We start from the raw sequence: 22767 nt of genomic DNA, 5'->3' as shown, positions 1-22767 counted from the left end.
AAACGACTTAATCCCCTCCGTCCCCTTTTCTCAGGCGGTGCGCGCCAGTGCCAGCCGCAGCAGGCGCGCGTCCAGGCGTTCGGCGAAATCCTTCGGTGCCTGCAGGCCCATGCGCTGCAGGTACACCGCATCGCCGTCGCCGGCCGGTTGCCGTAGTGCTGCCCAGACGGTACGCAGCTTGTCGCCGCGGGTCTGCGTATTGGCCTTCAGCCACGCCAGCGCTTTCACCAGCACCTGCTCGATCTCGTTGAAGTCACTGCCCAGCGGATAGTCCGGCAGGCTGCCATCGGCGCGGAACGGGGCCAGCGCCGCTGTCAGCGCCTGCGGCGTATTGCGCTGCTGCCGCTGCGGATCCGGTTGCGCGACCGCCAGCAGTTTGCGCGAAGCGTGCGCCTGCTGCAGCAGGCCGCCCTGGAACGGGGCCTCGGTGATTGCGGTCATCGCATGCACGCAGTCCTCGTCGGTCAGTCCGCGCAGGTCGGCAATGCCGTATTCGTTGAGGTAGATGTCGCGCAGGTGGCGCGGAATGGTGGTGTGCCCGTAGTTCCAGCGCACGTTGGATTCGCGTCGGCCCTTGTCATCGCGCGCGGCGCGGAACATCAGCACGCTGCGGGCTTCCGGCAGGGCATGTGCCATCGCCACGAAGTTGTACTGGCCGCCCACACCGGATACCACGCGTCCATCGTCCAGCGCGTCAGACACCGCCGCGCCCAGCGCGGTGGCCATCATGCAGGAGTTGAAGAAGCGCGCATGGCGGCGCTGCAGGCGTTCCAGCGTTTCGTTGCCGCCGTACAGCTGGTTGATCTCGCTGATGCGGCGCATGCCGATCGCACGGCACTCGTCCTCTGGCAGCGTGCGCAGCCACTCGTAGAATTCCGGCGAGCCCAGGTAGAACGCGCCGTGCAGGTACTCACCTTCGGCCGCCAGGGTGGCGTGGTCGATCGACAGCGTGCTGCCGTTCTCGATGCGCTGCATCAGCGCCAGGTCATCGTGTACCTTGCGCTTGATCACCCCGGTCTGCACCAGCCTGCGGAAGCCCTCGTTGAGCATCTCGCTGCAGCCGTACAGGCCCACTTCGAACGGGCCCACGCCGCCGATCTCCTGCACCAGCGGGTGGCTGGCCAGCTGCGGATCCAGCGCGTGCAGCACGCGGCGGTAGCGCGCGTTGTCTGTGTGGCGCAGCACCAGCGCATGGCTGAGCGCGTCGGCCAGCGTACCGATGCCGATCTGCAGCGTGCCGCCATCGCGCACCAGCGTGCTGGCGTACAGGCCGATGGCGTAGTCGACATCGCCGACCGGCTGCCGCGGCAGCCCGAACAGCGCCGGGTACGGCGGCGGTGGGGTGATCACCAGATCGAAGAACGAGACATCGACCGTGGCCGAGCCGCCCAGGTAGGGCAACTGGGGATCGATCTCGGCAATCAGCAGCGGACGCGGCAGGCCACGTGCGGTCATCGCGTCCAGCGTGTCCTGGGTGATGTCGTTGTTGCACGACAGGGAAAGCCGGCGGTCGTTCGGGCGCATCGCCACTTTCTGCACGATCACCTGTGGCGCGCGCTGCGCCACCGCATCGGCGGCGTGGGTGTAGTTCAGGCTGGTATAGCTGGATTGCGCCTGGCGCGACCCGAGCAGGGCGCCGGATTGCATGTAGAACTCTTCCACCTGCACATGTGCCGGCAACGCGTCGCGTGCGATCGCATCGGCATAGGCCAGGCGCGGGAAGTCGTCGCCGAAATGGCGCTGCGCGAACGGCGCCAGGAAGCGCGCCTCCAGGCCGTTGCCCCGCGCCTTCGGCGGATTCAGCGACAGCGCGGTATACAGCTGCAGCGGCCGCGAAGGATCATGTTCGACGCGTGCGTAGAGGGCATTGAGCAGCCGATGCGGCTTGCCCAGTGCCAGCGGTGCCCCGATCCGCAGCGGCCCGTCCACGCGCGCAAACAACCAGTCGACGGCGGCGTCCAGGTCGGTGAGGTGTTCGGTCATGCGCGGCGGTCCTGCGTCGGGGGAGTGCGGGCATTACAGCATGTCGGGCTTGAACCGCCGTCGACGCGAGACTTCCGCGCCGGCCACCATGAACTGCCCATCGCCGCGGTAATGCACCGTGCGCGGCAGTTTCGGCCGGGGCGCAACATGGGCATGCACGATTTCCCAGATGAACAGATTGCTCGCTGCCACCTGGCTGTCGTCGTACAGGCGGCATTCGAAGCACGAATGGCATTGGCCGACCAGTGGCGCGCCGACCTCACGCGCGGGCAGTGCGTCGAGCCCGAAACGGGCGAACTTGTCGACCTCGCGGCCGCTGCAGTTGCCGATGTCCACCACGGTATCGAGCAGCTCCACCCCGGGCACGTTGATCACGCACTCGCCGCTGCCGCGCGCCAACGCGTGGCTGTGGTTTGCGTCCCACAGGTAGGTGGCGACCAGTGAAGGCGAGAAGCCCATGACCATGTGCCAGCCCATCGTCATCAGGTTGCGCTGGCCGCGCCATGCCGTGCTGACCAGCACGATCGGGCCGGGTTCGAGGAAGCGGCGGGCCTGCTCGACCGGGAAATCCTTCTTCGGCAGTGCTTTCATCCGGGGCCAGGGGCGGGAGGAACCGATGCTGGCGCAGCCGGGATGAACCCGGAGTCGAGGGGCTTGACAGGCAGTTCGATTACGCGCGTAATCAATACGTCGATTACGGATGTAAACCATGACCCCGATCAGCGAAGCCGAAGCCGTCGTGATGGAGGTGCTGTGGCAGCAGGCACCGCGTAGTGCCGATGACGTGGTGGCCGCGCTGGCCCATCGCGACTGGGCCGAGCCGACCATCAAGACCCTGCTCAACCGCCTGCTGACCAAGGGCGCGATCACTGCCGAGCGCGATGGACGGCGTTACCTGTACCGGCCGCTGCTGCAGCGACAGGCGTGGGTGGAGGCGCAGAGCCAGGACTTCATCGGCCGTGTCTTCGAAGGGCGCGTGGCGCCGCTGGTCGCGCACTTCAGTGAACGGGGCCAGCTGAGCGCGCAGGACATCGCCGAACTGAAGAAGCTGATCCAGGAGCTGGACCATGACTGAGCTGCTCGACGGACTGTGGCGGGCCAGCTTGTGGCTGGCCGTGGGTGTGGTCCTGCTGGCGGTGCTGCGACCGCTGCTGGTGCGGTTGGGGGGCGCTGGGCTGGCCTACCGCAGCTGGTGGCTGCTGCCGCTGCTGCTGGTGGCCCTGACGCTGCCATTGCCACAGGTTGCGGTGTTGCAGCAGGTACCCACGCTGCCGCTGAAAGTGATGCCCGGTGCCCTCGATGCCATGAGCGGGCCCTCGTTGCCATGGGCCGGGCTGTTGTTCGCGCTGTGGGCATTGGGTGCGGGCATCCGCCTGTTGCGCGACCTGCACGCACAACATCGTTTCGAACGGAGCATGGGCCCACTGACGCCGCGCACCGATGGCAGCTGGCAGGCCAGCGGCGATCCCGGCTTGCCCGCGCTGGTTGGCCTGTGGCGCCCACGCATCGTGGTTGGTCCCGACTTCGACCTGCAGTTCACCGCACAGGAACAGAGCTTGATCCTGCAGCACGAGCGCAGCCATCACCGTCATGGCGATCACTGGGCCAACGGTGCGCTGCTGCTGGTGCGCGCGGTGTTCTGGTTCCACCCGCTTCTGCCGTGGGCTGCGGGCCGCTTCCTGCGCGACCAGGAACTGGCCTGCGATGCCCGCACCATGGCCCCGCAGCCGGCGCTGCGCGGCCTCTACGCCAGCACGCTGCTGAAGGCGCAGCTGGTCCACCCGGTTGCGCCCGCGGTCTGCCATTGGCGCAGCCAACCCGTGTTGAAGGAGCGTATCGCCATGTTGAAGCAGTCCAAGCGGAAGGCATTGCCGTGGGTGTCCGGGCAGGTGCTGGTGGTCGGGTTGTGTGTGGGCATGGGCGCGGTGGCATGGGCCAGCCAGGGCGGCGCGGTTGGGAGCCCGGGGATCGGTGTCGAGCCGTTCGAGCACGCTGAAGAAGATGCAGCCAAGGCTGGGCTGGACCGTCCGATCCAGATCGACAGGATGCCACCGCCGTCCTATCCGAAATCCGCGTTCGAGCAGCGCCAGGTAGGCGTGGTGAACCTGCGCGTGGAGGTGGATGCGCAGGGGCGTCCCAGCGATGTCCGCGTGCTCAGTGCCACCAATCCGGGCGTGTTCGATGCGGTGTCGATCGCTGCGGCACGCAGCTGGACCTATCGGCCGGCGATGAAGAACGGTAAGCCGGTTGCAGCGGCGGTGAAGATTCCGATCACATTCGCCATGGACAACACCGAGGACACCCAATGAAGTCCATGCCGCTGATCATGGCGGCAGCGCTGCTGGTGGGGTGTGCGAGCCAGGACCGCCTGACCACGGTGGATACCCGCAGCGAAAATGTCGGCCACCAGCGCCTGCAGCCGCAGGCGGGCAGCGGCGGTGGACAGCTGCAGGTGTATTCGCTGGGTGCGACCGAAGGCTACCGGATGCCCCAGCTGTACGCGGCACCAGACCCGGAGGTTGGCGATCGTGACCCGCGCGCGGAACTGGCGCCGACCACGATCTGCCTGCAGGTGGTGGTTGATGCCAATGGCGCCGTGGAGCGAAGCCTGCCATTGACCGATCGTCCGGAGTGCGCGGCAGGTGCTGCGGGCGAGAATGCGCCCCTGCTGCAGGCTGCCCAGGAAGCCGTGGCGATGTGGAAGTACTCGTCCGCAGCGGTCTGCCACTTCGCGGCGGGCAAGGTGCCTGCCGACCGCGGTGACTGCCGGGGCGCCGAGCGCGTCGAGCCGGTAGCGGTCACCCTGCAGTACGCCTTCACGTTCGAGATCGTGAAGGGCCAGCACGTGGTGCGGATGCAGGGAAAATGAACGCTCGCGGTCCGTGATGGAAACCGATGGCGCCGGGCTCTGCCCGGCGTACGTCAGGCCCCGCCCTGGATATTGGCCTTTACCGCAGGCTGCATCAGCTTCGGTTCTTCCAACGTCGCATCGCGGGCCTGGCGCACGCTGACGAACTCCGCCTCGGCCACGCCGTCGTGCACGTGGATGTTGTGCGCGCGCTGTTCACCGATGGTGGTTTCGTTGGCGAAGTCGCGGCCGCCCGGGCCGTAGTCGTGGCAGACGAACACGCGGGTGGCATCCGGCAGGGCCAGCAGGCGCTGGATCGAGCGGTACAGCTGTGCGGCATCACCGCCGGGGAAGTCGCAGCGGGCAGTGCCGCCGTCGGGCATGAACAGCGAGTCGCCAGTGAACAGCGCATCGTCGATCAGGTAGGCGATGCTGTCGCTGGTGTGGCCGGGCACGGCGATCACCTGGCAGCGCAGTTCGCCCAAAGTGAAGGTCTCGCCGTCACTGAACAGGTGGTCGAAGATTTCATCGGCGCCCGGAAGCTGCAGGCCATAGCGTGGCGCAAACGTCGCCTGCACCGCACGGATGCCTTCACCGATGGCCAGCGTGGCCTGCGGAAAGCGCTGCTTGAGCCGGCGCCCGGCCGACACATGGTCGGCGTGGGCATGCGTCTCCAGCAGCCAGCGCAGCTGCAGGCCCTGTTGTTCGATGGCCTGCAATGCCGCGCGCAGCGGTGATTCGCTGCTGGCGTCGGTGTCCGGGTCATAGTCCAGGACCGGATCGATCAGCGCCGCCTCGCCGCTGGCCGGGTCGCTGACCAGGTAGCTGAAGGTGTTGCTGTCACGGTGGAAGAACGACTGCACCTGGACCGGCATCGGAGCTCTCCTCAGCGCGTGCCGAGCACGCGGTTCAGCAACTGCGCCAGGTTTTCACCGGCCAGCCGCAGCTGCGCTTCGGCCAGCGGCCGGTAGCGCTCGGTGTACTCGTCACCGATTTTACGCGAGGCCGGATAAACGCCAGCTTGCATGGAGATGCGGCAGCTGGCCTCGGCCCAGGCCTGCGGTTCGCGCTGCGGGTTGGACTGGCGCGCCAGCTTCGGTGCGCGCTGGCTCTGCAGCACCGGCAGGTAGCCGGCATCGTCCAGCTTGCGGGTGTTGAGCATGCCGCTGTCCCACAGCGAGTGCAGGTTGGTACCGCGGTTGCCGAACTGCAGCTGGAAATCATTGCCGCCCTTGTCGTGGGCGTAGCCGGCGTGCATCGGCTGGTGGATGTCGCCGACCAGGTGCACGACGAACTTCAGCGCCTGCAGGCGCTCGCCGTCAGTCAGGCTGCGGTCGCCCAGAATGGCGCTCTGCGCCTTGAGGGCTTCGACGATGCAGTTGCCGTTCCTGCAGTGCTTCGGTGCTTCGTAGTGGCAGTCGTCTTCGGCAATGTTGACGTAGTGCCAGCCGGCCGAGCGACGGCCCAGGCCCGGGTCCTTGGCGCGCAGCTGGTCGGCCCAGGGCGCGATGCTGGCCAGGGTGGCGTCCGGTTCGGTGGCCAGCAGGCGGTCCACTTCGGCGCGGGCGGCGGGGGTGAGGCGGGCGTCGGCGACTTCGGCGACAAGGCGGTGGCCTTGCGCGCCCCAGGCATGGGCAGGGGCGGAGACGGACAGCAGGGCCGGCGCCAGGGCGGCGGCGAGGAACAGGGAGTGCAGGGCTTTCATGCGCCCATTCTAGCGGGGTAGGTGGATTGAAGAGCGGCGCGTTCCTGTTCCGAAGTGGAAGCGTAGAGGGAGGGGCGTGTCCCGGCTCCGCTCCCTGCCTTGCCCCAGCTCCGGAACCGCTTCAGTCCCAGGCACAAAAAAGCCCCGGCAATTACCGGGGCAACATGCTGCGAGGGTTTTGCGTGTAGCGGGGGAGCGGGGGCGAAGCCCCCGCGCCCAATACACCGCTTAGAACTTGAAGACGTACGAAGCGCCGTAGACCAGCGGATCGATGTTGACCGTGCCGATCTTCTCGCCGTTCAACTTCACCTTGCTGTCGATGTCGATCCAGCGCATGTCCACGCGCAGGGCGCCCTTCTCGCCGATCGCGAAGTCCACGCCGGCGTGTGCGGCCAGGCCCCACGAATCCTGCAGCTTCAGCTTGCTGCCGGCCAGCGCACCCGTAGTGTCTTCGCTGAAGAAGGTGGTGTAGTTCAGGCCGGCGCCGACGAACGGCGACACCTTGCCCTTGCTGTTGAAGTGGTACTGCAGGGTGACCACCGGCGGCAGCTGCTTGGTGCTGCCGACGCGGCCCAGGCCGTTGATGTTGATGTCGTGCTTGAACGGCAGCGCGGCCAGCACTTCGATGCCCAGGTTGTCGGCGATGAAGTACTCGCCGGTGATGGTCGGCTTGACGTCATTGTCGACGTCGACCTTCAGGGTGCCGCCGGCCAGCCAGCCGTTGTTCGACTTCGGCGCCACCTGGTGCACGCCGGCCGAGACGGTCCAGTCGCCCTTGGACTGCGCCATGGCCGGGGCGGCGGCGAGCGACAGGGCGGCGGCCAGGCTGGCCACGATCAGGGGGGAGGTCTTGCGCATGGGGGTCTTCTCGTTGCTGGGTGGATGGCGACAGTCTCGGCCTCACGCCGCGCTAACGCTTTGATCCGGATCAAATCCTGTCCGTGGGCCGGCCGGCGGTCCCGGCTGGCCCACGGTGGCCGGCGGCGGTTTGCTAGACTTGTGGGCCCTATCCATCCCGCCGCACCTGTCGCGGCCGCAGGAGCTTGAGAAATGGCAATCAAGGTTGGTATCAACGGTTTCGGTCGCATCGGGCGTAACGTCCTGCGCTCGGCGGTGCTGAACTTCGGCGACGACATCGAAATCGTGGCCATCAACGATCTGCTGGAGCCGGACTACCTGGCGTACATGCTCAAGTACGACTCCGTGCACGGCCGCTTCAAGGCCGACGTGGCGGTGCAGGGCAACGACCTGCTGGTCAACGGCAAGAAGATCCGCCTGACCCAGGAACGCGACCCGGCCAACCTGAAGTGGGATGAAGTCGGCGCTGATGTGGTGCTGGAAGCCACCGGCCTGTTCCTGACCAAGGAAACCGCGCAGAAGCACATCGATGCCGGCGCCAAGAAGGTCATCATGTCAGCCCCGTCGAAGGACGACACGCCGATGTTCGTGTACGGCGTGAACGACAAGACCTACGCCGGCCAGGCGATCATCTCCAACGCTTCGTGCACCACCAACTGCCTGGCCCCGCTGGCCAAGGTCATCAATGACAAGTGGGGCATCAAGCGCGGCCTGATGACCACCGTGCATGCGGCCACCGCCACCCAGAAGACCGTCGATGGCCCGTCCAACAAGGACTGGCGCGGCGGCCGTGGCATCCTGGAAAACATCATTCCCTCGTCCACCGGTGCGGCCAAGGCCGTCGGCGTGGTCATTCCGGAACTGAACAAGAAGCTGACCGGCATGAGCTTCCGCGTGCCGACCTCGGACGTGTCGGTGGTCGACCTGACCGTCGAGCTGGAAAAGGAAGCCACCTACGCCGAGATCTGCGCCGAAGTGAAGGCACAGAGCGAAGGCCCGCTGAAGGGCATCCTGGGCTACACCGAAGACAAGGTGGTGGCCACCGATTTCCGCGGCGAAACCTGCACCTCGGTGTTCGACGCCGATGCCGGCATCGCCCTGGACGGCACCTTCGTCAAGCTGGTGACCTGGTACGACAACGAGTGGGGCTACTCGAACAAGTGCCTGGAAATGGCCAAGGTCATCGCCGCCAAGTAAGGCCGGCGTAGATCGCAGACGAACCCCGGCCTGGCCGGGGTTCGTCGTTTAAGGGGCCCACCCTGTCGTAGCATGGGGCGGTCGACCGCTGCCGCTGTGGCGCGGGAACGCAATGGAAGCACGCAATGGAAGCACTGATCGCACTGGTCGTATTGGTCCTGTTGGCCATCCCCCTGCTGCTGGTGGTGGCGCTGGTGATGATCTCCGGCCTGCGCCGCCGCGTCGCGGCGCTGGAAAGCGCGATGGCCGCCGCGCCTGCCACCGCCAGGCCGGCCGCCAGCGCGCCCACGCCTGAACGGGCTGCGGCCACGCCCACGGCCAGTGCCGATCCACCGTTCCTGCGGCCGGTCGCCGCTGCTGCGCCGCACCCCCCGCAGCCACCGGTGCGCGAAGCAGCGCCGACCGAGGCGCCTGTTCCCCGACCTGCTGCGCCACCGCCGGTGCCACCGGTGCCGGTGCAGCCGCCGCTGCCTTCCGAGCCGGCACTGCCCAACGTCATCGAGCGCGGCATCAGTGCGGTCAAGCGCTGGTTCACCGAAGGCAACGTCCCGGTCAAGATCGGCATGCTGGTGCTGCTGGCCGGTGTCGCGGCGCTGCTGAAGTACGTCAGCGACCAGGGCTGGCTGGTGTTGCCGATCGAGCTGCGCTTGGCCGGCATCACCGTGGGCGCGCTGGGCCTGCTGGCCTTCGGCTGGCACCAGCGCGAGCGCCGGCGCCTGTTTGCGCTGGCCTTGCAGGGCGGTGCCATCGGCGTGCTGCTGCTGACCATCTTCGCGGCCTTCAAGCGCTTCGACCTGATTCCGCCGGGCTTCGCCTTCGCCAGCTCCATTGCCCTGGTGGCCGGCCTGTGCGTGCTGGCGGTGGTGCAGAACTCGCGCACGCTGGCCGTGCTGGGCATCCTGGCCGGCTTCATGGCACCGCTGTGGCTGTCCACCGGCAGCGGCAATCACGTGGGGCTGTTCAGCTATTACGCGGTGCTTAACGCAGGCATTTTCGCCATCGCCTGGTTCCGCCCTTGGCGCGCGCTGAACCTGCTGGGCTTCGCCTTCACTTTCGGCATCGGCACCTTCTGGGGCGTGCTGCAGTACGTACCGGACAAGTTCAGCAGCACTGAGCCGTTCCTGCTGTTGTTCTTCGTGTTCTACCTGCTGATCCCGCTGCTGTACGCGCGCGGCCAGCCGGCCGGCCGGCGCGATCTGATCGATGGCAGCCTGGTGTTCGGCGCGCCGCTGGTCGCATTCTCGTTGCAGGCAGGCATGCTGCACGAACAACCGATGACGCTGGCACTATGCGCGCTGGGCCTGGCCGCGATCTACGCGGTACTGGCACGGGCGCTGATCGCACGTGCGTCGTACACCATGCTGGCGCAGTCGCATGCCGTGCTTGCGGTGGGCTTCGCCACGCTGGCGGTGCCGCTGGCCTTGTCGGCGCGTGCCACCGGTGCCGTGTTTGCGCTGGAAGGTGCAGGCCTGGCCTGGTTGGGGCTGCGCCAGAAGCGCTGGCTGCCGCAGGTATCCGGCGCGTTGCTGCAGATCGGCGCCGCATTCGCCTTCGTTGCCGGTGGCGACCACTGGCACGAAGACCTGCGCTTCCTGATCAACCCGACCGCCATCGGCGCGCTGTTGCTGGCCCTGGCCGGCTTCGCGTCGGCGTGGAGCTACCAGCGCAGGCCACGTCATGAGGTCGCACTGGTGTACTACCTGTGGGGCCTGCTGTGGTGGCTGGGCGGCCTGGTCCATGAGATCACGCGCTTCTTCCCGTACCGCACCGAAGTGGACGCGTTGCTGGTGCTGGCCGCGGTCACTGCCTGGCTGGTGGCCGAAGTGCAGCGTCGCCAGCCGGCACGTGCACTGGGCGTGACCGCACTGGCCATGCTCGCGCTGGGCTTCCCGCTGGCCCTGGTGCAGAGCGATGCACACCACCAGCCGTTCGCCGGTTATGGCGCGCTGGCCTGGGCGGTGTTCGCGGTGCTGGGCGTGCGGACCCTGCTGTGCCTGCGTCAGGGCGGCGATACCGTGGCCCGCATCGCGCAGTTCCTGTGGTGGCTGCTGTGGCCGTCGCTGCTTTCGCTGCTGGCCCTGTGGGGCGGTGGCGAAGCCGATCTGGCGCAGGGCTGGACGACCCTGCTGGTGACCTTGCCATGGCTGCTGATGGCGGCACTGTCGCTGTGGCGCTGGAATGCGCTGCGCTGGCCATTGGGACAGGCCTTCGACAGCGTGCGCGTCCCGCTGCAGTTCGTGCTGTTCGGCCTGCTGTCGATCGGCTGGCTGTTGGGCCAGTTGCTGCCGGGCGACGCCGCACCGCTGTTGTGGCTGCCGGTGCTGAATCCGGCCGAGATCGGCCAATGGTTGAGCCTGTTGCTGCTGGCGCGCTGGCTGTACAGCAATCAGGGATCGCAGGCCCCGCAGGCATTGCTGAACATCCGCATGCCGCTGCTGGCACTGGCGGCCTTCGTCGCGCTGACCAGCCTGGTGCTGCATGGCGTGCACCAGTGGGGTGGGCTGGCGTGGAACGCGACGATGATGCGCTTCAGCCTGGCCCAGACCAGCCTGACCGTGTTGTGGAGCGTGCTGGGCGTGATTGCCTGGGTGTGGGGTTCGCGTCGTGGCCAGCGTGTGCTGTGGATGGTCGGTGCCGTGCTGATGGGCGTGGTACTGGCCAAGCTGGTTATTGTCGATCGCCAGCACCTGGGCAACCTGCTGGGCATCGCATCGTTCATCGCCTACGGCCTGCTGTGCACGGTCGTGGGTTATCTGGCACCGGCTCCGCCGAGCGTGGCGCCGACCGTGGAGGAAAAGCAATGAGGAAGTGGAGCAGGGCGCTGCTGCCGGCGATGTTCGGCATGCTGGCCGCCGTCGTGGTGCAGGCGGCTGATTACCGCACGCAGTATGCCGAGCAATGGCCGCTCACATTGTCCAGCGCGCAGTCCGGTGCCTACCGCATCGTGCTGGAGCCGGCGATCTACCGCCGTGCCGTGAGCCCCGACCTCAGCGACCTGCAGGTGTTCAATGCAGCCAGCCAGCTGCTGCCGTCGGCACTGCTGGCGCCGGACCAGCCGCTGGCGCAACCGCCGGTGCAGCGTGAGCTGCCGTGGTTCGTGCTGCCGCCGCTGGCCGATGCCCAGCGCAACGATCTGCAGCTGCTGACCGAGCGTGATACCGATGGGCGCGTGCGCCGGGTCGAAGCACGGGTGAGTGGCGGGGCGACGGCGAACGGGCAGGGCGGCTGGCTGATCGACGCCAGCATGCTCGGCCAGCAGCCGCTGGCGGCGCTGGTGCTGGACTGGGCCGACAGCGGCCAGCCGCTGCAGGCGCAGGTTCAGCTGGATGCCAGTGATGACCTGCAGCACTGGCGATCGATGGGTCGCGACGTGCCGCTGGTGGATCTGCAGCGCGCCGGCAAGCGCCTGCTGCAGCGCCGCCTGCAGGTGGACGGCACTGCACACTACCTGCGCATCCTGGCGCAGGGCGACTCGCGGTTGCCGACCCTGCGCGGCGTGTTGGCGGAACTGCCGCCAGCGCCGGCCACGCTGCCGTGGGAATGGCTGTCGCTGGAGCCGACGTCGAAGGGCAAGGGCGAATACACCTTCGAGATGGATGGCCGGTTCCCGGTGGCGCGCGCCGATGTGGCCAGCACCGACAACAGCCTGGTGCAATGGACGCTGTTCAGTCGTGATGACGAGAGTGCCGAGTGGCAGCGCCGCAGCGCGCCGTGGATCGCCTACCAGGTGCAACAGGGCACGCAGGGCCAGCGCCAGCAGTCGGCGGCGCAGCCGCTGGGCGGCGTGCACCGCGACCGCTACTGGAAGCTGGTGGCGAATCCGGCGGAATCTGCCACTGCGCCGACGCTGCGCCTGGGCTACCAACCCGAAGTGCTGGTGTTCCTGAGCCAGGGTGCGGCGCCCTACGCACTGGCGGTGGGCAGCGCGACCGCGCGCCGCACGGACGCGCCGATCGGGGTGTTGATCGAGGAACTTCGGCAGCGCAACGATCCGTCGTGGCAGCCGACGCTGGCGCGACTGGAAGGCAGCCCGGAACCGCTGGCGGGCGATGCGGCGCTGAAACCGCAGCACGATTGGAAGTCGTGGTTGCTGTGGGCGTTGCTGGGGCTGGGTGTGTTGGTCGTTGGCGGCCTGGCGCTCAGCCTGCTTCGGCAGAAGCCGACGCCTTCGGCGTAGGTTCCGGCGAACGGCGCAGCCCCTCGTGGGTGGCTGCAAAGCGCGATCCCGGGGATGGGCCGAGCGGGTGGGCTGGGCAGGGGACGCCGTGAATCCGTCCCTGGAGGCTTAGCCGCGCCATCCATGGCGCGGATACCCCTGGCCCGCCCACCCCCCCCGCCGCGGTCACTTTCCGTGTGCGTCCACCCACGGAAATAAAAAAAGAAGAGCAAAAGCTGCTTGGCTGGGCGCTCTTTGTAGAGCCGAGCCCACGCTCGGCTGCTGCTCGCGGTAGACCCAGCCGAGCATGGGCTCGGCTCTACATTGGTTTCTCCGACATCAGAAACCGCTCTTGCTCCTGCCTTTGCCATCCGCTCCGCCTCATGAACCTGTCGAGGCCGGGATGGTGTGGGGTGGCAGGGGTGTGAGCCGCATGGATGCGGCGACCAAGCCCCCATGGACGGGTTTACGGCGTCCCCTGCCACCCCACAGCACCCCGGCTCACCCTCAGCACCAAGAAGCGCCAGCGCTTTGGCTGTTGCAGTTCGCTGTTGCCGTACGCCTCTGCCTGCCGCAGGCATCGCCACCCGATACAATGGCCGCCTGCCGTAGCCCGGCATCCCGTCCCTGAGCCAAAGAGTTGCCCATGTCCATCGTCCGCATGACCGACCTCGACCTCTCCGGCAAGCGCGTGCTGATCCGCCAGGATCTGAACGTGCCGATCGAGAATGGCCGCATCACCTCCGAACAGCGCATCACCGCTTCGCTGCCGACGCTCAAGCGCGCGCTGGAGCAGGGCGCGGCGGTGATGGTCACCTCGCACCTGGGGCGCCCGAAGGAAGGCGTGTGGAGCGAAGCGGAGTCGCTGGCGCCGGTCGCCCAGCGCCTGTCCGAGCTGCTCGGCCGCGAGGTTCCGCTGGTGCGTGACTGGGTCGACGGCGTCGACGTGCAGCCGGGCCAGCTGGTGCTGCTGGAAAACTGCCGCATGAATGTCGGCGAGGGCAAGGACGACGAGGCCCTGTCGAAGAAGTACGCCGCCCTGTGCGACGTGTTCGTGATGGATGCCTTTGGTACCGCACACCGCGCGCAGGCCTCGACCCATGGCGTCATCCGCTTCGCCCCGGTCGCGGCCGGTGGCCCGCTGCTGATGGCCGAGCTGGACGCGCTGGCGCAGGCGCTGGACGCACCGGCCAAGCCGCTGCTGGCCATCGTTGCCGGCAGCAAGGTCAGCACCAAGCTGGAACTGCTGGCCAACCTGGTCGGCAAGGTCGACCAGCTGATCGTTGGTGGTGGCATCGCCAACACCTTCATCGCTGCCGCCGGCTACAAGGTCGGCAAGTCGCTGTATGAGCCGGACCTGCTGGACACCGCGAAGAAGATCGTGGCCGATGCCAAGGCGCGTGGCGCCGACATCCCGCTGCCGGTCGACGTGGTCACCGCCAAGCAGTTCATGCCGGACGCTGTTGCCGAAGTGAAGGCGGTCGACGCCGTCGCCGAGGACGACCTGATCCTGGATATTGGCCCGCAGACCGCTGCGCAGTACGCGCAGCTGATCGGAAAGGCCGGCACCGTGGTCTGGAACGGCCCGGTCGGCGTGTTCGAGTTCGAAGCCTTCAGCAAGGGCACCGAAGCGCTGGCCCGCGCCATCGCCAGCTCGCCGGCATTCTCCATCGCGGGCGGTGGCGACACCCTGGCGGCGGTCGACAAGTTCGATATCGCCGGGCAGGTCAGCTACATCTCCACTGGCGGTGGTGCGTTCCTGGAGTTCCTGGAAGGCAAGACCCTGCCGGCCGTCGCCGCGCTCGACGCGCGCGGCGCATGAGTGCCGACCGTAGCAGGGATGTCCTGTTCTTCGACCTCGACGGCACGCTGATCGATTCGCAGGTGGGCATCACCGCCTGCATCGCCTATGCGCTGCAGAAGATGGGCCATCCGGTGCCGCCGCAGGAGACGCTGCTGGGCTGGATCGGTCCGTCGCTGCGCACCACCTTCGCGCCGCTGTTCGTCGAACCGGCACGGGTGGAACAGGCGGTGGGCTACTACCGTGAGCGCTTCGACGTCGAAGGCTGGCGCGAACACACGGTGTACCCGCAGGTGGAAGACACGCTGCGCACGCTGCATGGCCGTGGCCACCGCCTGGCGGTGGTCACCGCCAAGAACGAGCCGCATGCGCGCCGCATCCTTGCGCACCTGCCGTTTGGCGGGCTGTTCGAGGAGATCATCGGTTCGACCCTGGATGGCTCGCGCAGCCACAAGCCGGAGCTGGTCGGGGAAGCTCTGCGCCGGCTGCAGGTGCAGCCCGCACAGTGCTGGATGATCGGCGACCGCCGCATGGACATCGAAGGCGCGCGTCACCACGGCCTGCGCAGCGTGGGTGTGCTGTGGGGCTTTGGCGGTGAGGCGGAACTCAGCGCGGCCGGCGCTGGCCAGCTGGCACGCGAACCGGCGCAGCTGGAAACGCTGCTGGCCTAGCTTGCTGTAGCGCCGAGCCGATGCCCGGCTGCTCCGGCGAGTGGCCAGCCAGGCATGGGCTCGGCTCTACGGAATGCCCTGCGCCAGCGTATGTCCGGACAATGTCCGTTGCATGACCTGCGGAGTCAGGCAGCACAAGGCTGTAACCGTATACATGCGGCGTGAAGGATGTGCTAATTTCCGTTCTTTAACGGGAGAGGCCCATCCACCATGTTCGAGCGTCAGCGTCGCACCAAGATCCTTGCCACCCTCGGTCCGGCCACTGATCCGCCGGGCGTGCTGGAGGATCTTTTCCGCGCCGGCGTCAATGTGGTGCGCCTGAACTTCAGCCATGGCGATCCGTCCGGCCAGGCCAAGCGTGCCGCCGAAGTGCGTGCTGCCGCGGCCCGCGTAGGCGTGGAAGTGGGCATCCTGGCCGACCTGCCGGGCCCGAAGATCCGCATCGAGCGCTTCGCCGAAGGCAAGGTGCAGCTGAAGGCGGGTGACCGCTTCGACCTGATCGCCAGCGAGAACGCCGGCCCGGGCAACGCCAGCCAGGTGGGCGTGAGCTACCTCGGCCTGCCGCAGGACGTGGGCCCGGGTGATGTGCTGCTGCTCGACGACGGCCTGATGCAGCTGCAGGTGGTGGAAGTGCAGGGCGAGCGCATCGTCAACACCGTGCTCAACGATGGTGTGTTGTCCGACCGCAAGGGCCTGAACAAGCAGGGCGGCGGCCTGTCGCTGGGTGCCCTGACCGAGCGCGACAAGGAACTGATCGGCATCGTTGCCAAGATCGGCGTGGACTTCATCGCCGTGTCGTTCTGCCGCAACGCGCAGGACATGAACGACGCGCGCGACATCGCCCGCTCGCACGGCTGTGATGCCGCCCTGGTGTCGAAGATCGAGCGCACCGAGGCGATCGAGAACCTGGAAGAAATCGTCGAGGCCAGCGACGTGGTGATGGTTGCCCGTGGCGACCTTGGCGTGGAAATCGGCGATGCCGAGCTGCCGGGCCTGCAGAAGAAGATCATCAAGGCCTCGCTGGCGCAGAACAAGGTGGTGATCACCGCCACGCAGATGCTGCAGTCGATGGTGGAAAGCCCGATCCCGACCCGCGCCGAAGTGCTGGACGTGGCCAACTCGGTCATCGACGGTACCGACGCGGTGATGCTGTCGGCGGAAACCGCCGCCGGTGCCTACCCGGTCAAGGCGGTGGAAGCGATGGCACGCATCTGCCTGGGTGCCGAGCGCCAGTTCCAGACCGAGACCGATTTCAACGCCTCGCCGCGCAACCTGGAACGTGCCGACCAGGCAATTGCCATGGCCACCATGTTCCTGTCGCAGCATGTGGGCGTGCGCGCGATCGTGGCCATGACCGAATCCGGCGGCACCGCGCGTTACCTGTCGCGTTTCCGCGCCAAGGCGCCGGTGTTCGCGGTCACCCGCCATGACGGTGCGCGTCGCCAGATGGCGCTGATGCGCGATGTGTTCCCGATCAACTTCGACAGCCGCGGCCTGACCCCGCGTGAAGCGGCGCGCGGCAGCATCCGCCTGCTGGTCGAATCGGAACTGCTGCAGGCCGGTGACCGCGTTGTGTTCACCAGCGGCGAGCACATGGAAACCCATGGTGCCACCAACACCCTCCGCCTGCTGGAAGTGGGCGAGGACGGTCGCGCCATCGGCCTGGGCGATCTGTAAGCCTTGACGGTCGGGTCGGCGCTGCCGATCTGGGGTCAGAGCCCCTGCGGGGATCTGACCCCGTACTGACCAAGGGTCAGATCCCCGAAGGGGCTCTGACCCCATGCCGCAGGACATCCTTTGTCCTGCGTAGACGTGGAAGCGTTTCCATCCTGTCCTCCACGGCGAGGCAACGGGCAGCAGGGCTATACTTACGTTTTTCCCGCACCCGCCACAGGAAATACATGAGCATCGAACAGCTGGCTGAAACCGCCCAGGCCATGGTCGCCCCGGGCAAGGGCATCATCGCGATCGACGAATCCACCGCTACCATCGCCAAGCGTTTCGCCGGCGTCGGTGTCGAGAACACCGAGGAGAACCGTCGCGCCTACCGCGAGCTGCTGCTGACCACGCCGAAGCTCAACGAGCACATTTCCGGCGCCATCCTGTACGACGAGACCATCCGCCAGTCGACCAAGGACGGCGTGCCGTTCGCCAAGTACATGGCCGACCACGGCATGATTCCGGGCATCAAGGTGGACAAGGGTGCGCACCCGCTGGCCGGCTGCCCGGGCGAGCTGGTGACCGAAGGCCTCGACGGCCTGCGCGAGCGCCTGCAGGAGTATTACAAGCTGGGCGCGCGCTTCGCCAAGTGGCGTGCGGTCATCAACATCGGCGAGAGCATCCCGTCGGGCACCTGCATCGAGTCCAACGCCCATGCGCTGGCCCGCTATGCAGCGCTGTGCCAGGAATGCGGTCTGGTGCCGATGGTCGAGCCGGAAGTGATCATGGACGGCGACCACGACATCGAAACCTGCTACGAAGTCACCGAAGCCACCCTGCGCTCGCTGTTCGACGCGCTGTACCAGCAGAACGTGCTGCTGGAAGGCACCATCCTGAAGGCCTCGATGGTCATCTCCGGCAAGGACTGTGAAGAGCAGGCCGATGTCGAGGAAGTGGCCGAGTCGACCGTGATGTGCTTGAAGAGCACCGTGCCGGCGATCCTGCCGGGCGTGGTGTTCCTGTCCGGTGGCCAGAGCGACGAGCAGTCCACCGAGCACCTGAACGCGATGAACCAGCTGGGCAACCTGCCGTGGCCGCTGAGCTTCTCCTACGGCCGCGCCATGCAGCAGGCCGCGCTGAAGCTGTGGGCCAAGGACATGAAGGGCAACTACGCTGCTGCCCAGAAGACGGTGTACGAGCGCGCCAAGGACAACGGCCTGGCCGCGCTGGGCAAGTGGAACGGTTGATCCGTCCCATCGCCGGATGAACAAGGCAGCGCCGGCATCACGCCGGCGTTTGCTTTTGCGGGTATCTTTTCCGCCCCCGCGTGCCTGGCCGGTATGCGGGAACCACATGGAAGGCCAAGGAGAAACAACATGCGTTTGGCAGCAATCACACTGGCCGTTGCCACGGTCCTGGTCGCCAGCGGTTGCAACCGCATCGGCGGCGGCGCGGACGCGGGCAAGGCCGCGTCACTCGATTTCGACAAGCCGGTATCCGGCGAGATCACCTCGCGCAGTGGCATCAACTACAACGACGGCAGCCACCACCAGCTCTACCAGATCAAGCTGGAAGACAAGCAGCTGGTCGGGCTGAAGCTGACCGGTTCGCTGAGCGGCTCGATCGCCGTGTTCAACAACGGCAGCCTGGTGGCCAGCAGCAACACCGGCTACGAGCGCGAAGGCGACGTCTCGGTGGCCTTCCGTGCCAACGGTGGCGGCACCTACCAGGTGGCGGTCAACGCCAACGGCTCGACCGACTACGGTCCTTACCGCCTGCGCGCCGAGAAGCTGGTGCCGTACGACGGCAAGCCGCTGGCGGGCAGCGGCGAGATCGTCGACATGCTGGCCGGTGGTTCCCAGGACTACACCCTGCAGGTGGACAAGGCCGGCCTGTACGAGATCCGCCTGGTGTCGGATGTCTTCGATCCGGTGCTGAAGCTGTCGGGCCAGGGCGTGGATGCAGAGAATGACGATGGCGGCGACAGCACCAACTCGCGCCTGACCCTGTCACTGAAGCCGGGCAAGTACACCCTGACCGCGCGCGGCCTCGGCGACGGCGTCAGCGGCATGTTCACCCTGTCGGCCAACCGCATCGAGCTGCCCGGCAATCTGGTCGAGCGCGATGGCACGGCACTGCCGAAGTCGGGCAGCGTGTACACGATGCTCGACAACGATGGCCGTCGCCGCTTCCTGCTGTCGCTGGACCGCCCGGCCGATGTGCGCCTGGATGCGATTTCCAGCCAGGTTGATACCGTGCTGCGCGTGGTCGGTGGCGACGTCGAGCTGACCGACGACGATGGTGGCAACGGCACCAATTCGCGCCTGGAAGAGACCCTGCCGGCCGGTCATTACACGGTCGACGTGTCCAGCCTGAACAATGGCGCGGGCATGGTGGAAGTGCGCGTGCAGGTGGATGGCGCCAGCGCCGACGGGGCTGCGGCCTCGGCGGCACGCGCCGCAGCCGACGCAGCCGCCGTGGCCGATGACGCCGCCGCGGTGGAAGCTGCCAGCCGTTGAGCGTGACCCACGCCATGCGTGGCTGAGCACAACGGTGCAACGGAAAAGGCCGGGTACTGCCCGGCCTTTTTCTTTACGTCGCGCACCGGGATTCAGTGCGCGGCGGCAAAACCCGCATCACCCAGCGGCGGCAGCATCGACCCGCGCGGTTCGCTGTCCGCGCTTTGCCCGGCGGCGCTCAACGCCTGCTGGTAGGCCTTGGCCGTAGCGGTATTGAACGCCACCAGCACGATGCGCATCGGTTGCGCATGGCTGCGCTGCCACGCCAGTGTTTCGGTCACTGCGATCTGCGCCGCCTGGTACAGCGGATAGCCATAGACGCCGCAGCTGATCGCCGGGAACGCGATCGACTGCACGCCCAGCGACTCGGCCAGCTGCAGCGACTTCCAGTAGCAGTTGGCAAGCAGCGCCGGTTCGTCGCGCTGGCCGTCATGCCAGACCGGGCCCACCGTGTGCAGTACATGGCGCGCCGGCAGCGCATGGGCGCTGGTGGCGCGTACTTCGCCCGTCGGGCAACGCACGCCCGGGCGCAGCTCCGGCAACTGCGCGCACTCGGCCAGCAATGCGGGGCCGGCCGCGCGATGGATCGCGCCGTCGACACCGCCGCCACCGAGCAGTGTTTCGTTGGCCGCGTTGACGATCGCATCCACCGCCAGGGTCGTGATGTCACCCTGCCAAACCTCGATCTTCATGCGTCCGTCTCCTGCCTGTGAGGTGATCCGCGCAGCATCTGCGCCGGCTGTTCCCACGGTAGGGGACAGGGCATCGATACTGCGTCATGACCGTCTCACGCGCTGCGATCCGACGGCCTTCACGCACGATGGCGGGCGACGCCTTCACGCAGGCTGAAGCAGAACGGGGTCAGATCCTTTCCCGCATGGGAAAGGCTCTGACCCCTGTCGCTGATCCACGCGGGTGGGGTCAGAGCCCTTTCCCTGCGGCAAAGGGATCCGACCCCGGGCGGTTTACGGCAGGCCGGCCAGCCAGTCGTCGTCGGAGCCTTCGTTGACATCGGCGAACAGCGGTGTGGAGAAATAGCGTTCACCAGTGTCCGGCAGCATCGCCAGGATCACCGCGCCGGGTTCGGCGCGGGCAGCCACGTCCAGCGCGCTGGCCACGGTGGCACCGGCAGAGATGCCGACGAAGATGCCTTCCTCGGCGGCCAGGCGGCGCGCGGTGGCGATCGCGCGGTCATCTTCGACCGAGACCAGTTCGTCCACCACATCGCGGTTGAGCACGTCCGGCACGAAGTCCGGGGTCCAACCCTGGATCTTGTGCGGCTTCCAGTCATCGCCCTTGAGCAGGGCGGCGCCGGCCGGCTCGGTGGCGATGATGCGGGTCTGCGGGCGCGCGACCTTCAGCACTTCGCCCACACCAGTGAGTGTGCCGCCGGTGCCCCAGCCGCTGACGAAATAGTCCAGCCGCTTGCCGGCGAAGTCGCGCAGGATTTCCGCGGCGGTGGTGTTGCGGTGATAGGCCGGGTTGGCCGGGTTGGCGAACTGGCTGGCCAGGAACCAACCGTGCTGTTCGGCCAGTTCGGCTGCCTTGCGCACCATGCCGCTGCCGCGTTCGGCGGCCGGGGTCAGGATCACCTTGGCACCATAGGCACGCATCAGCTTGCGGCGCTCGATCGAGAAGGTCTCGACCATGGTCGCCACGAACTTGTAGCCGCGCGCTGCGGCGACCATCGCCAGTGCCACGCCGGTATTGCCCGAGGTGGCCTCCACGATGGTGTCGCCCGGCTTGAGCAGGCCACGCGCTTCAGCGTCGAGGATGATCGCCAAAGCCAGGCGGTCCTTGACCGAGCCGCCCGGATTGAACGACTCGACCTTGGCGTAAACGCTGACCTGCGGCGGTGCCAGACGCTGCAGCTTGACGATGGGGGTGTTGCCGACGGTGTCGAGGATGGAGTCGTACAGGGCCATGGAAGCGCTCCGGAGACGGGGCCGCGCCGGGCTTCGGCGGGCGAAGGGGGAGGGCTGGCTGTTCAGGCCAGCGGCTGCCGGCTGACCGTAGCGCCGGCATATGACGCCCGGAAATGACCAGATACCTTTCTTAAACAACCTTTGGTTATAAGCTGGTGACGGCAATTGACCCTAGAGTGGACCTCCGCCCCACGCCGCCTGCCTGCCCATGACGCTGACCCAGCTGCGCTACCTGGTTGCCATCGCCGACGCCGAGCTGAACATCACGCTGGCCGCCTCGCGCGTGCATGCCACCCAGCCCGGCTTGTCCAAGCAGCTCAAGCAGCTGGAGGACGAGCTGGGTTTCCTGTTGTTCGTGCGCAAGGGCCGCAGCCTGGAGTCGGTCACCCCGGCCGGGACCGAGGTGATCGCCCGCGCCCGCGCCGTGCTGGCCGAGGCCAACAACATCCGCACCTACGCCGCCAACCAGCGGCGCGAGAGCCAGGGCCAGCTGATCCTGACCACCACCCACACCCAGGCGCGCTTCGTGCTGCCGCCGGCGGTGGCGGCGATCAAGCAGGCTTACCCGCAGGTGAGCGTGCACCTGCAGCAGGCCGGCGAAGCCGACGCGCTGGATCGCTTGAACCAGGGTGACGCGGATATCGCCATCATCAGCACCGCTGGGGGGGAGCCCACCGATGGCATCGCGGTGCCACTGTTCCGCTGGCGACGCCTGGTGGTGGTGCCCAAGGGCCACCCGCTGGACCGCGCCGGGCGTGCACCGGACCTGGCCGCGCTGGCCCGGCAACCATTGATCAGCTACGAATCCTCGACCCGCCCGAATTCGTCGCTGCAGCGTGCGTTTGCCGCCAACGGGCTGGTGCCGGATCTGGCGCTGACCGCGCTGGATGCCGATCTGATCAAGACCTATGTGCGTACCGGCCTGGGCGTGGGCCTGCTGGCCGAAATGGCGGTCAGTTCCAACGACGAAGACCTGAGGTCGTGGCCGGCGCCGGACCCGATCAGCGAGTGCATCGCCTGGGCGGTGCTGCCGCGCGACCGCGTGCTGCGTGATTACGCGCTGGAGCTGGTGCATGTGCTGGCACCGCAGATCGATCCCCGCGACCTGCGGCGGGTGCTGGATGGCAACCAGGCGGCCGCGTGGCCGGTGCCACCGACCTGGGAATCACTGACCCAGACCATCACGGTGTGAGGTTGGTCGAGCAGGGCTTGCAGCCCTGCACCCGCCGAATCATTCAAGCAACAGCAACAGCAACAGCAACAGCAGAAGCGGCATTCCGTGGGTTGGCGGGGCGGTGTCGGAGTGCGGGGACGCTGCAAGTACGTCCCTGTAAGCTTGGCAGCCGCATCCATGCGGCTGACACCCCGCACTCCGACACCGCCCCACCTCTGACGGATTCCGATGGCGTTTGGTAGGTGTCGACCTTGGTCGACACTTCTGTCAG

19 protein-coding genes are annotated in these 22767 nt (G+C 67.3%); 12 read left to right on the top strand and 7 right to left on the bottom strand.

Annotation, left to right across the window (positions count from 1 at the left end):
- Positions 1–30: 30 nt before the first annotated feature.
- Both VG556_RS18705 and VG556_RS18700 read right to left on the bottom strand, forming a co-directional pair.
- Positions 31–1983: an acetyl-CoA hydrolase/transferase C-terminal domain-containing protein gene (locus VG556_RS18705; RefSeq protein ID WP_242883971.1), complete on the bottom strand. Its 1953-nt coding sequence runs from the start codon at positions 1981–1983 to the stop codon at positions 31–33.
- A gap of 33 nt (positions 1984–2016) precedes the next feature.
- Positions 2017–2574, bottom strand: a complete 558-nt coding sequence (locus tag VG556_RS18700) for a flavin reductase family protein (protein WP_014648245.1) — start codon at positions 2572–2574, stop codon at positions 2017–2019.
- A gap of 118 nt (positions 2575–2692) precedes the next feature.
- Here VG556_RS18700 and VG556_RS18695 point away from each other — a divergent pair, with 118 nt between their 5' ends.
- Genes VG556_RS18695 through VG556_RS18685 form a run of 3 tightly spaced genes read left to right on the top strand, consistent with a single transcriptional unit; the run spans position 2693 to position 4852 of the window.
- Positions 2693–3058: a BlaI/MecI/CopY family transcriptional regulator gene (locus tag VG556_RS18695; protein WP_014648244.1), complete on the top strand. Its 366-nt coding sequence runs from the start codon at positions 2693–2695 to the stop codon at positions 3056–3058.
- Positions 3051–4292, top strand: coding sequence for a M56 family metallopeptidase (locus VG556_RS18690; RefSeq protein ID WP_100450546.1), 1242 nt, complete (start codon positions 3051–3053; stop codon positions 4290–4292). The genes VG556_RS18695 and VG556_RS18690 overlap by 8 nt, the downstream gene beginning before the upstream one ends.
- Positions 4289–4852 carry a hypothetical protein gene (locus tag VG556_RS18685; protein ID WP_100450545.1) on the top strand — a complete coding sequence of 188 codons (564 nt, stop codon included), beginning with the start codon at positions 4289–4291 and terminating at the stop codon, positions 4850–4852. Before VG556_RS18690 ends, VG556_RS18685 begins: the two co-directional genes overlap by 4 nt.
- Before the next feature lie 53 nt (positions 4853–4905).
- Here the strand turns inward: VG556_RS18685 and VG556_RS18680 are convergent, their stop codons facing one another.
- From VG556_RS18680 to VG556_RS18670, 3 genes are all read right to left on the bottom strand, one after another.
- Complete coding sequence (locus VG556_RS18680; RefSeq protein ID WP_014648241.1) at positions 4906–5706, bottom strand: MBL fold metallo-hydrolase; 801 nt, start codon at positions 5704–5706, stop codon at positions 4906–4908.
- 11 nt (positions 5707–5717) lie between these two features.
- Positions 5718–6536 (bottom strand): S1/P1 nuclease, encoded by an 819-nt coding sequence (locus VG556_RS18675; RefSeq protein ID WP_100450544.1) that lies wholly within the window; start codon positions 6534–6536, stop codon positions 5718–5720.
- Positions 6537–6764: 228 nt separating this feature from the next.
- Complete coding sequence (locus tag VG556_RS18670) at positions 6765–7394, bottom strand: OmpW/AlkL family protein (RefSeq protein WP_014648239.1); 630 nt, start codon at positions 7392–7394, stop codon at positions 6765–6767.
- Positions 7395–7586: 192 nt separating this feature from the next.
- Here VG556_RS18670 and gap point away from each other — a divergent pair, with 192 nt between their 5' ends.
- The 8 genes from gap (at position 7587) to VG556_RS18630 (ending at position 19397) form a co-directional block, all read left to right on the top strand.
- On the top strand, positions 7587–8591 hold the full coding sequence (gene gap / locus VG556_RS18665; RefSeq protein ID WP_005414333.1) for a type I glyceraldehyde-3-phosphate dehydrogenase: 1005 nt from the start codon (positions 7587–7589) through the stop codon (positions 8589–8591).
- Positions 8592–8716: 125 nt separating this feature from the next.
- A complete protein-coding gene (locus VG556_RS18660; RefSeq protein ID WP_111144314.1) occupies positions 8717–11395 on the top strand; it encodes a DUF2339 domain-containing protein in 2679 nt (892 codons plus the stop codon).
- Positions 11392–12768, top strand: coding sequence for a DUF3999 domain-containing protein (locus VG556_RS18655; protein WP_100450542.1), 1377 nt, complete (start codon positions 11392–11394; stop codon positions 12766–12768). The genes VG556_RS18660 and VG556_RS18655 overlap by 4 nt, the downstream gene beginning before the upstream one ends.
- A gap of 625 nt (positions 12769–13393) precedes the next feature.
- Complete coding sequence (locus VG556_RS18650; RefSeq protein WP_049405010.1) at positions 13394–14569, top strand: phosphoglycerate kinase; 1176 nt, start codon at positions 13394–13396, stop codon at positions 14567–14569.
- Entirely contained in the window at positions 14566–15219 is a 654-nt protein-coding gene (locus tag VG556_RS18645) for an HAD hydrolase-like protein (RefSeq protein ID WP_100450541.1), read from the top strand. The genes VG556_RS18650 and VG556_RS18645 overlap by 4 nt, the downstream gene beginning before the upstream one ends.
- 210 nt (positions 15220–15429) lie before the next feature.
- Complete coding sequence (pyk, locus tag VG556_RS18640) at positions 15430–16896, top strand: pyruvate kinase (protein WP_014648234.1); 1467 nt, start codon at positions 15430–15432, stop codon at positions 16894–16896.
- Positions 16897–17120: 224 nt separating this feature from the next.
- Positions 17121–18125, top strand: coding sequence for a class I fructose-bisphosphate aldolase (locus tag VG556_RS18635; RefSeq protein WP_032959170.1), 1005 nt, complete (start codon positions 17121–17123; stop codon positions 18123–18125).
- A gap of 129 nt (positions 18126–18254) precedes the next feature.
- Entirely contained in the window at positions 18255–19397 is a 1143-nt protein-coding gene (locus tag VG556_RS18630) for a hypothetical protein (RefSeq protein ID WP_014648232.1), read from the top strand.
- Positions 19398–19489: 92 nt separating this feature from the next.
- Here VG556_RS18630 and VG556_RS18625 read toward each other — a convergent pair whose 3' ends face one another.
- Positions 19490–20089, bottom strand: coding sequence for an O-acetyl-ADP-ribose deacetylase (locus VG556_RS18625; RefSeq protein ID WP_014648231.1), 600 nt, complete (start codon positions 20087–20089; stop codon positions 19490–19492).
- Between the two features lie 273 nt (positions 20090–20362).
- Positions 20363–21322, bottom strand: a complete 960-nt coding sequence (cysK, locus tag VG556_RS18620) for a cysteine synthase A (protein ID WP_100450540.1) — start codon at positions 21320–21322, stop codon at positions 20363–20365.
- A gap of 208 nt (positions 21323–21530) precedes the next feature.
- Here cysK and VG556_RS18615 point away from each other — a divergent pair, with 208 nt between their 5' ends.
- Entirely contained in the window at positions 21531–22514 is a 984-nt protein-coding gene (locus tag VG556_RS18615) for a LysR family transcriptional regulator (protein WP_010481448.1), read from the top strand.
- The last annotated feature ends 253 nt before the right edge of the window (positions 22515–22767 follow it).

This window comes from Stenotrophomonas sp. CASM106 (assembly GCF_049384825.1).
Classification (GTDB): Bacteria; Pseudomonadota; Gammaproteobacteria; order Xanthomonadales; family Xanthomonadaceae; genus Stenotrophomonas; species Stenotrophomonas muris.
This window is presented reverse-complemented; position numbering and strand designations above follow the sequence as displayed.

Excerpts from the sequence above, each read along its gene's own strand:
- VG556_RS18615 (WP_010481448.1), top strand. The coding sequence starts at position 21,531 with ATGACGCTGACCCAGCTGCGCTACCTGGTTGCCATCGCCGACGCCGAG.
- VG556_RS18700 (WP_014648245.1), bottom strand. The coding sequence starts at position 2,574 with ATGAAAGCACTGCCGAAGAAGGATTTCCCGGTCGAGCAGGCCCGCCGC.
- VG556_RS18625 (WP_014648231.1), bottom strand. The coding sequence starts at position 20,089 with ATGAAGATCGAGGTTTGGCAGGGTGACATCACGACCCTGGCGGTGGAT.
- VG556_RS18635 (WP_032959170.1), top strand. The coding sequence starts at position 17,121 with ATGAGCATCGAACAGCTGGCTGAAACCGCCCAGGCCATGGTCGCCCCG.
- VG556_RS18705 (WP_242883971.1), bottom strand. The coding sequence starts at position 1,983 with ATGACCGAACACCTCACCGACCTGGACGCCGCCGTCGACTGGTTGTTT.
- VG556_RS18655 (WP_100450542.1), top strand. The coding sequence starts at position 11,392 with ATGAGGAAGTGGAGCAGGGCGCTGCTGCCGGCGATGTTCGGCATGCTG.
- VG556_RS18630 (WP_014648232.1), top strand. The coding sequence starts at position 18,255 with ATGCGTTTGGCAGCAATCACACTGGCCGTTGCCACGGTCCTGGTCGCC.
- pyk (WP_014648234.1), top strand. The coding sequence starts at position 15,430 with ATGTTCGAGCGTCAGCGTCGCACCAAGATCCTTGCCACCCTCGGTCCG.
- VG556_RS18690 (WP_100450546.1), top strand. The coding sequence starts at position 3,051 with ATGACTGAGCTGCTCGACGGACTGTGGCGGGCCAGCTTGTGGCTGGCC.
- VG556_RS18660 (WP_111144314.1), top strand. The coding sequence starts at position 8,717 with ATGGAAGCACTGATCGCACTGGTCGTATTGGTCCTGTTGGCCATCCCC.
- VG556_RS18680 (WP_014648241.1), bottom strand. The coding sequence starts at position 5,706 with ATGCCGGTCCAGGTGCAGTCGTTCTTCCACCGTGACAGCAACACCTTC.
- VG556_RS18675 (WP_100450544.1), bottom strand. The coding sequence starts at position 6,536 with ATGAAAGCCCTGCACTCCCTGTTCCTCGCCGCCGCCCTGGCGCCGGCC.
- gap (WP_005414333.1), top strand. The coding sequence starts at position 7,587 with ATGGCAATCAAGGTTGGTATCAACGGTTTCGGTCGCATCGGGCGTAAC.
- VG556_RS18650 (WP_049405010.1), top strand. The coding sequence starts at position 13,394 with ATGTCCATCGTCCGCATGACCGACCTCGACCTCTCCGGCAAGCGCGTG.
- VG556_RS18695 (WP_014648244.1), top strand. The coding sequence starts at position 2,693 with ATGACCCCGATCAGCGAAGCCGAAGCCGTCGTGATGGAGGTGCTGTGG.
- VG556_RS18645 (WP_100450541.1), top strand. The coding sequence starts at position 14,566 with ATGAGTGCCGACCGTAGCAGGGATGTCCTGTTCTTCGACCTCGACGGC.
- VG556_RS18685 (WP_100450545.1), top strand. The coding sequence starts at position 4,289 with ATGAAGTCCATGCCGCTGATCATGGCGGCAGCGCTGCTGGTGGGGTGT.
- VG556_RS18670 (WP_014648239.1), bottom strand. The coding sequence starts at position 7,394 with ATGCGCAAGACCTCCCCCCTGATCGTGGCCAGCCTGGCCGCCGCCCTG.
- cysK (WP_100450540.1), bottom strand. The coding sequence starts at position 21,322 with ATGGCCCTGTACGACTCCATCCTCGACACCGTCGGCAACACCCCCATC.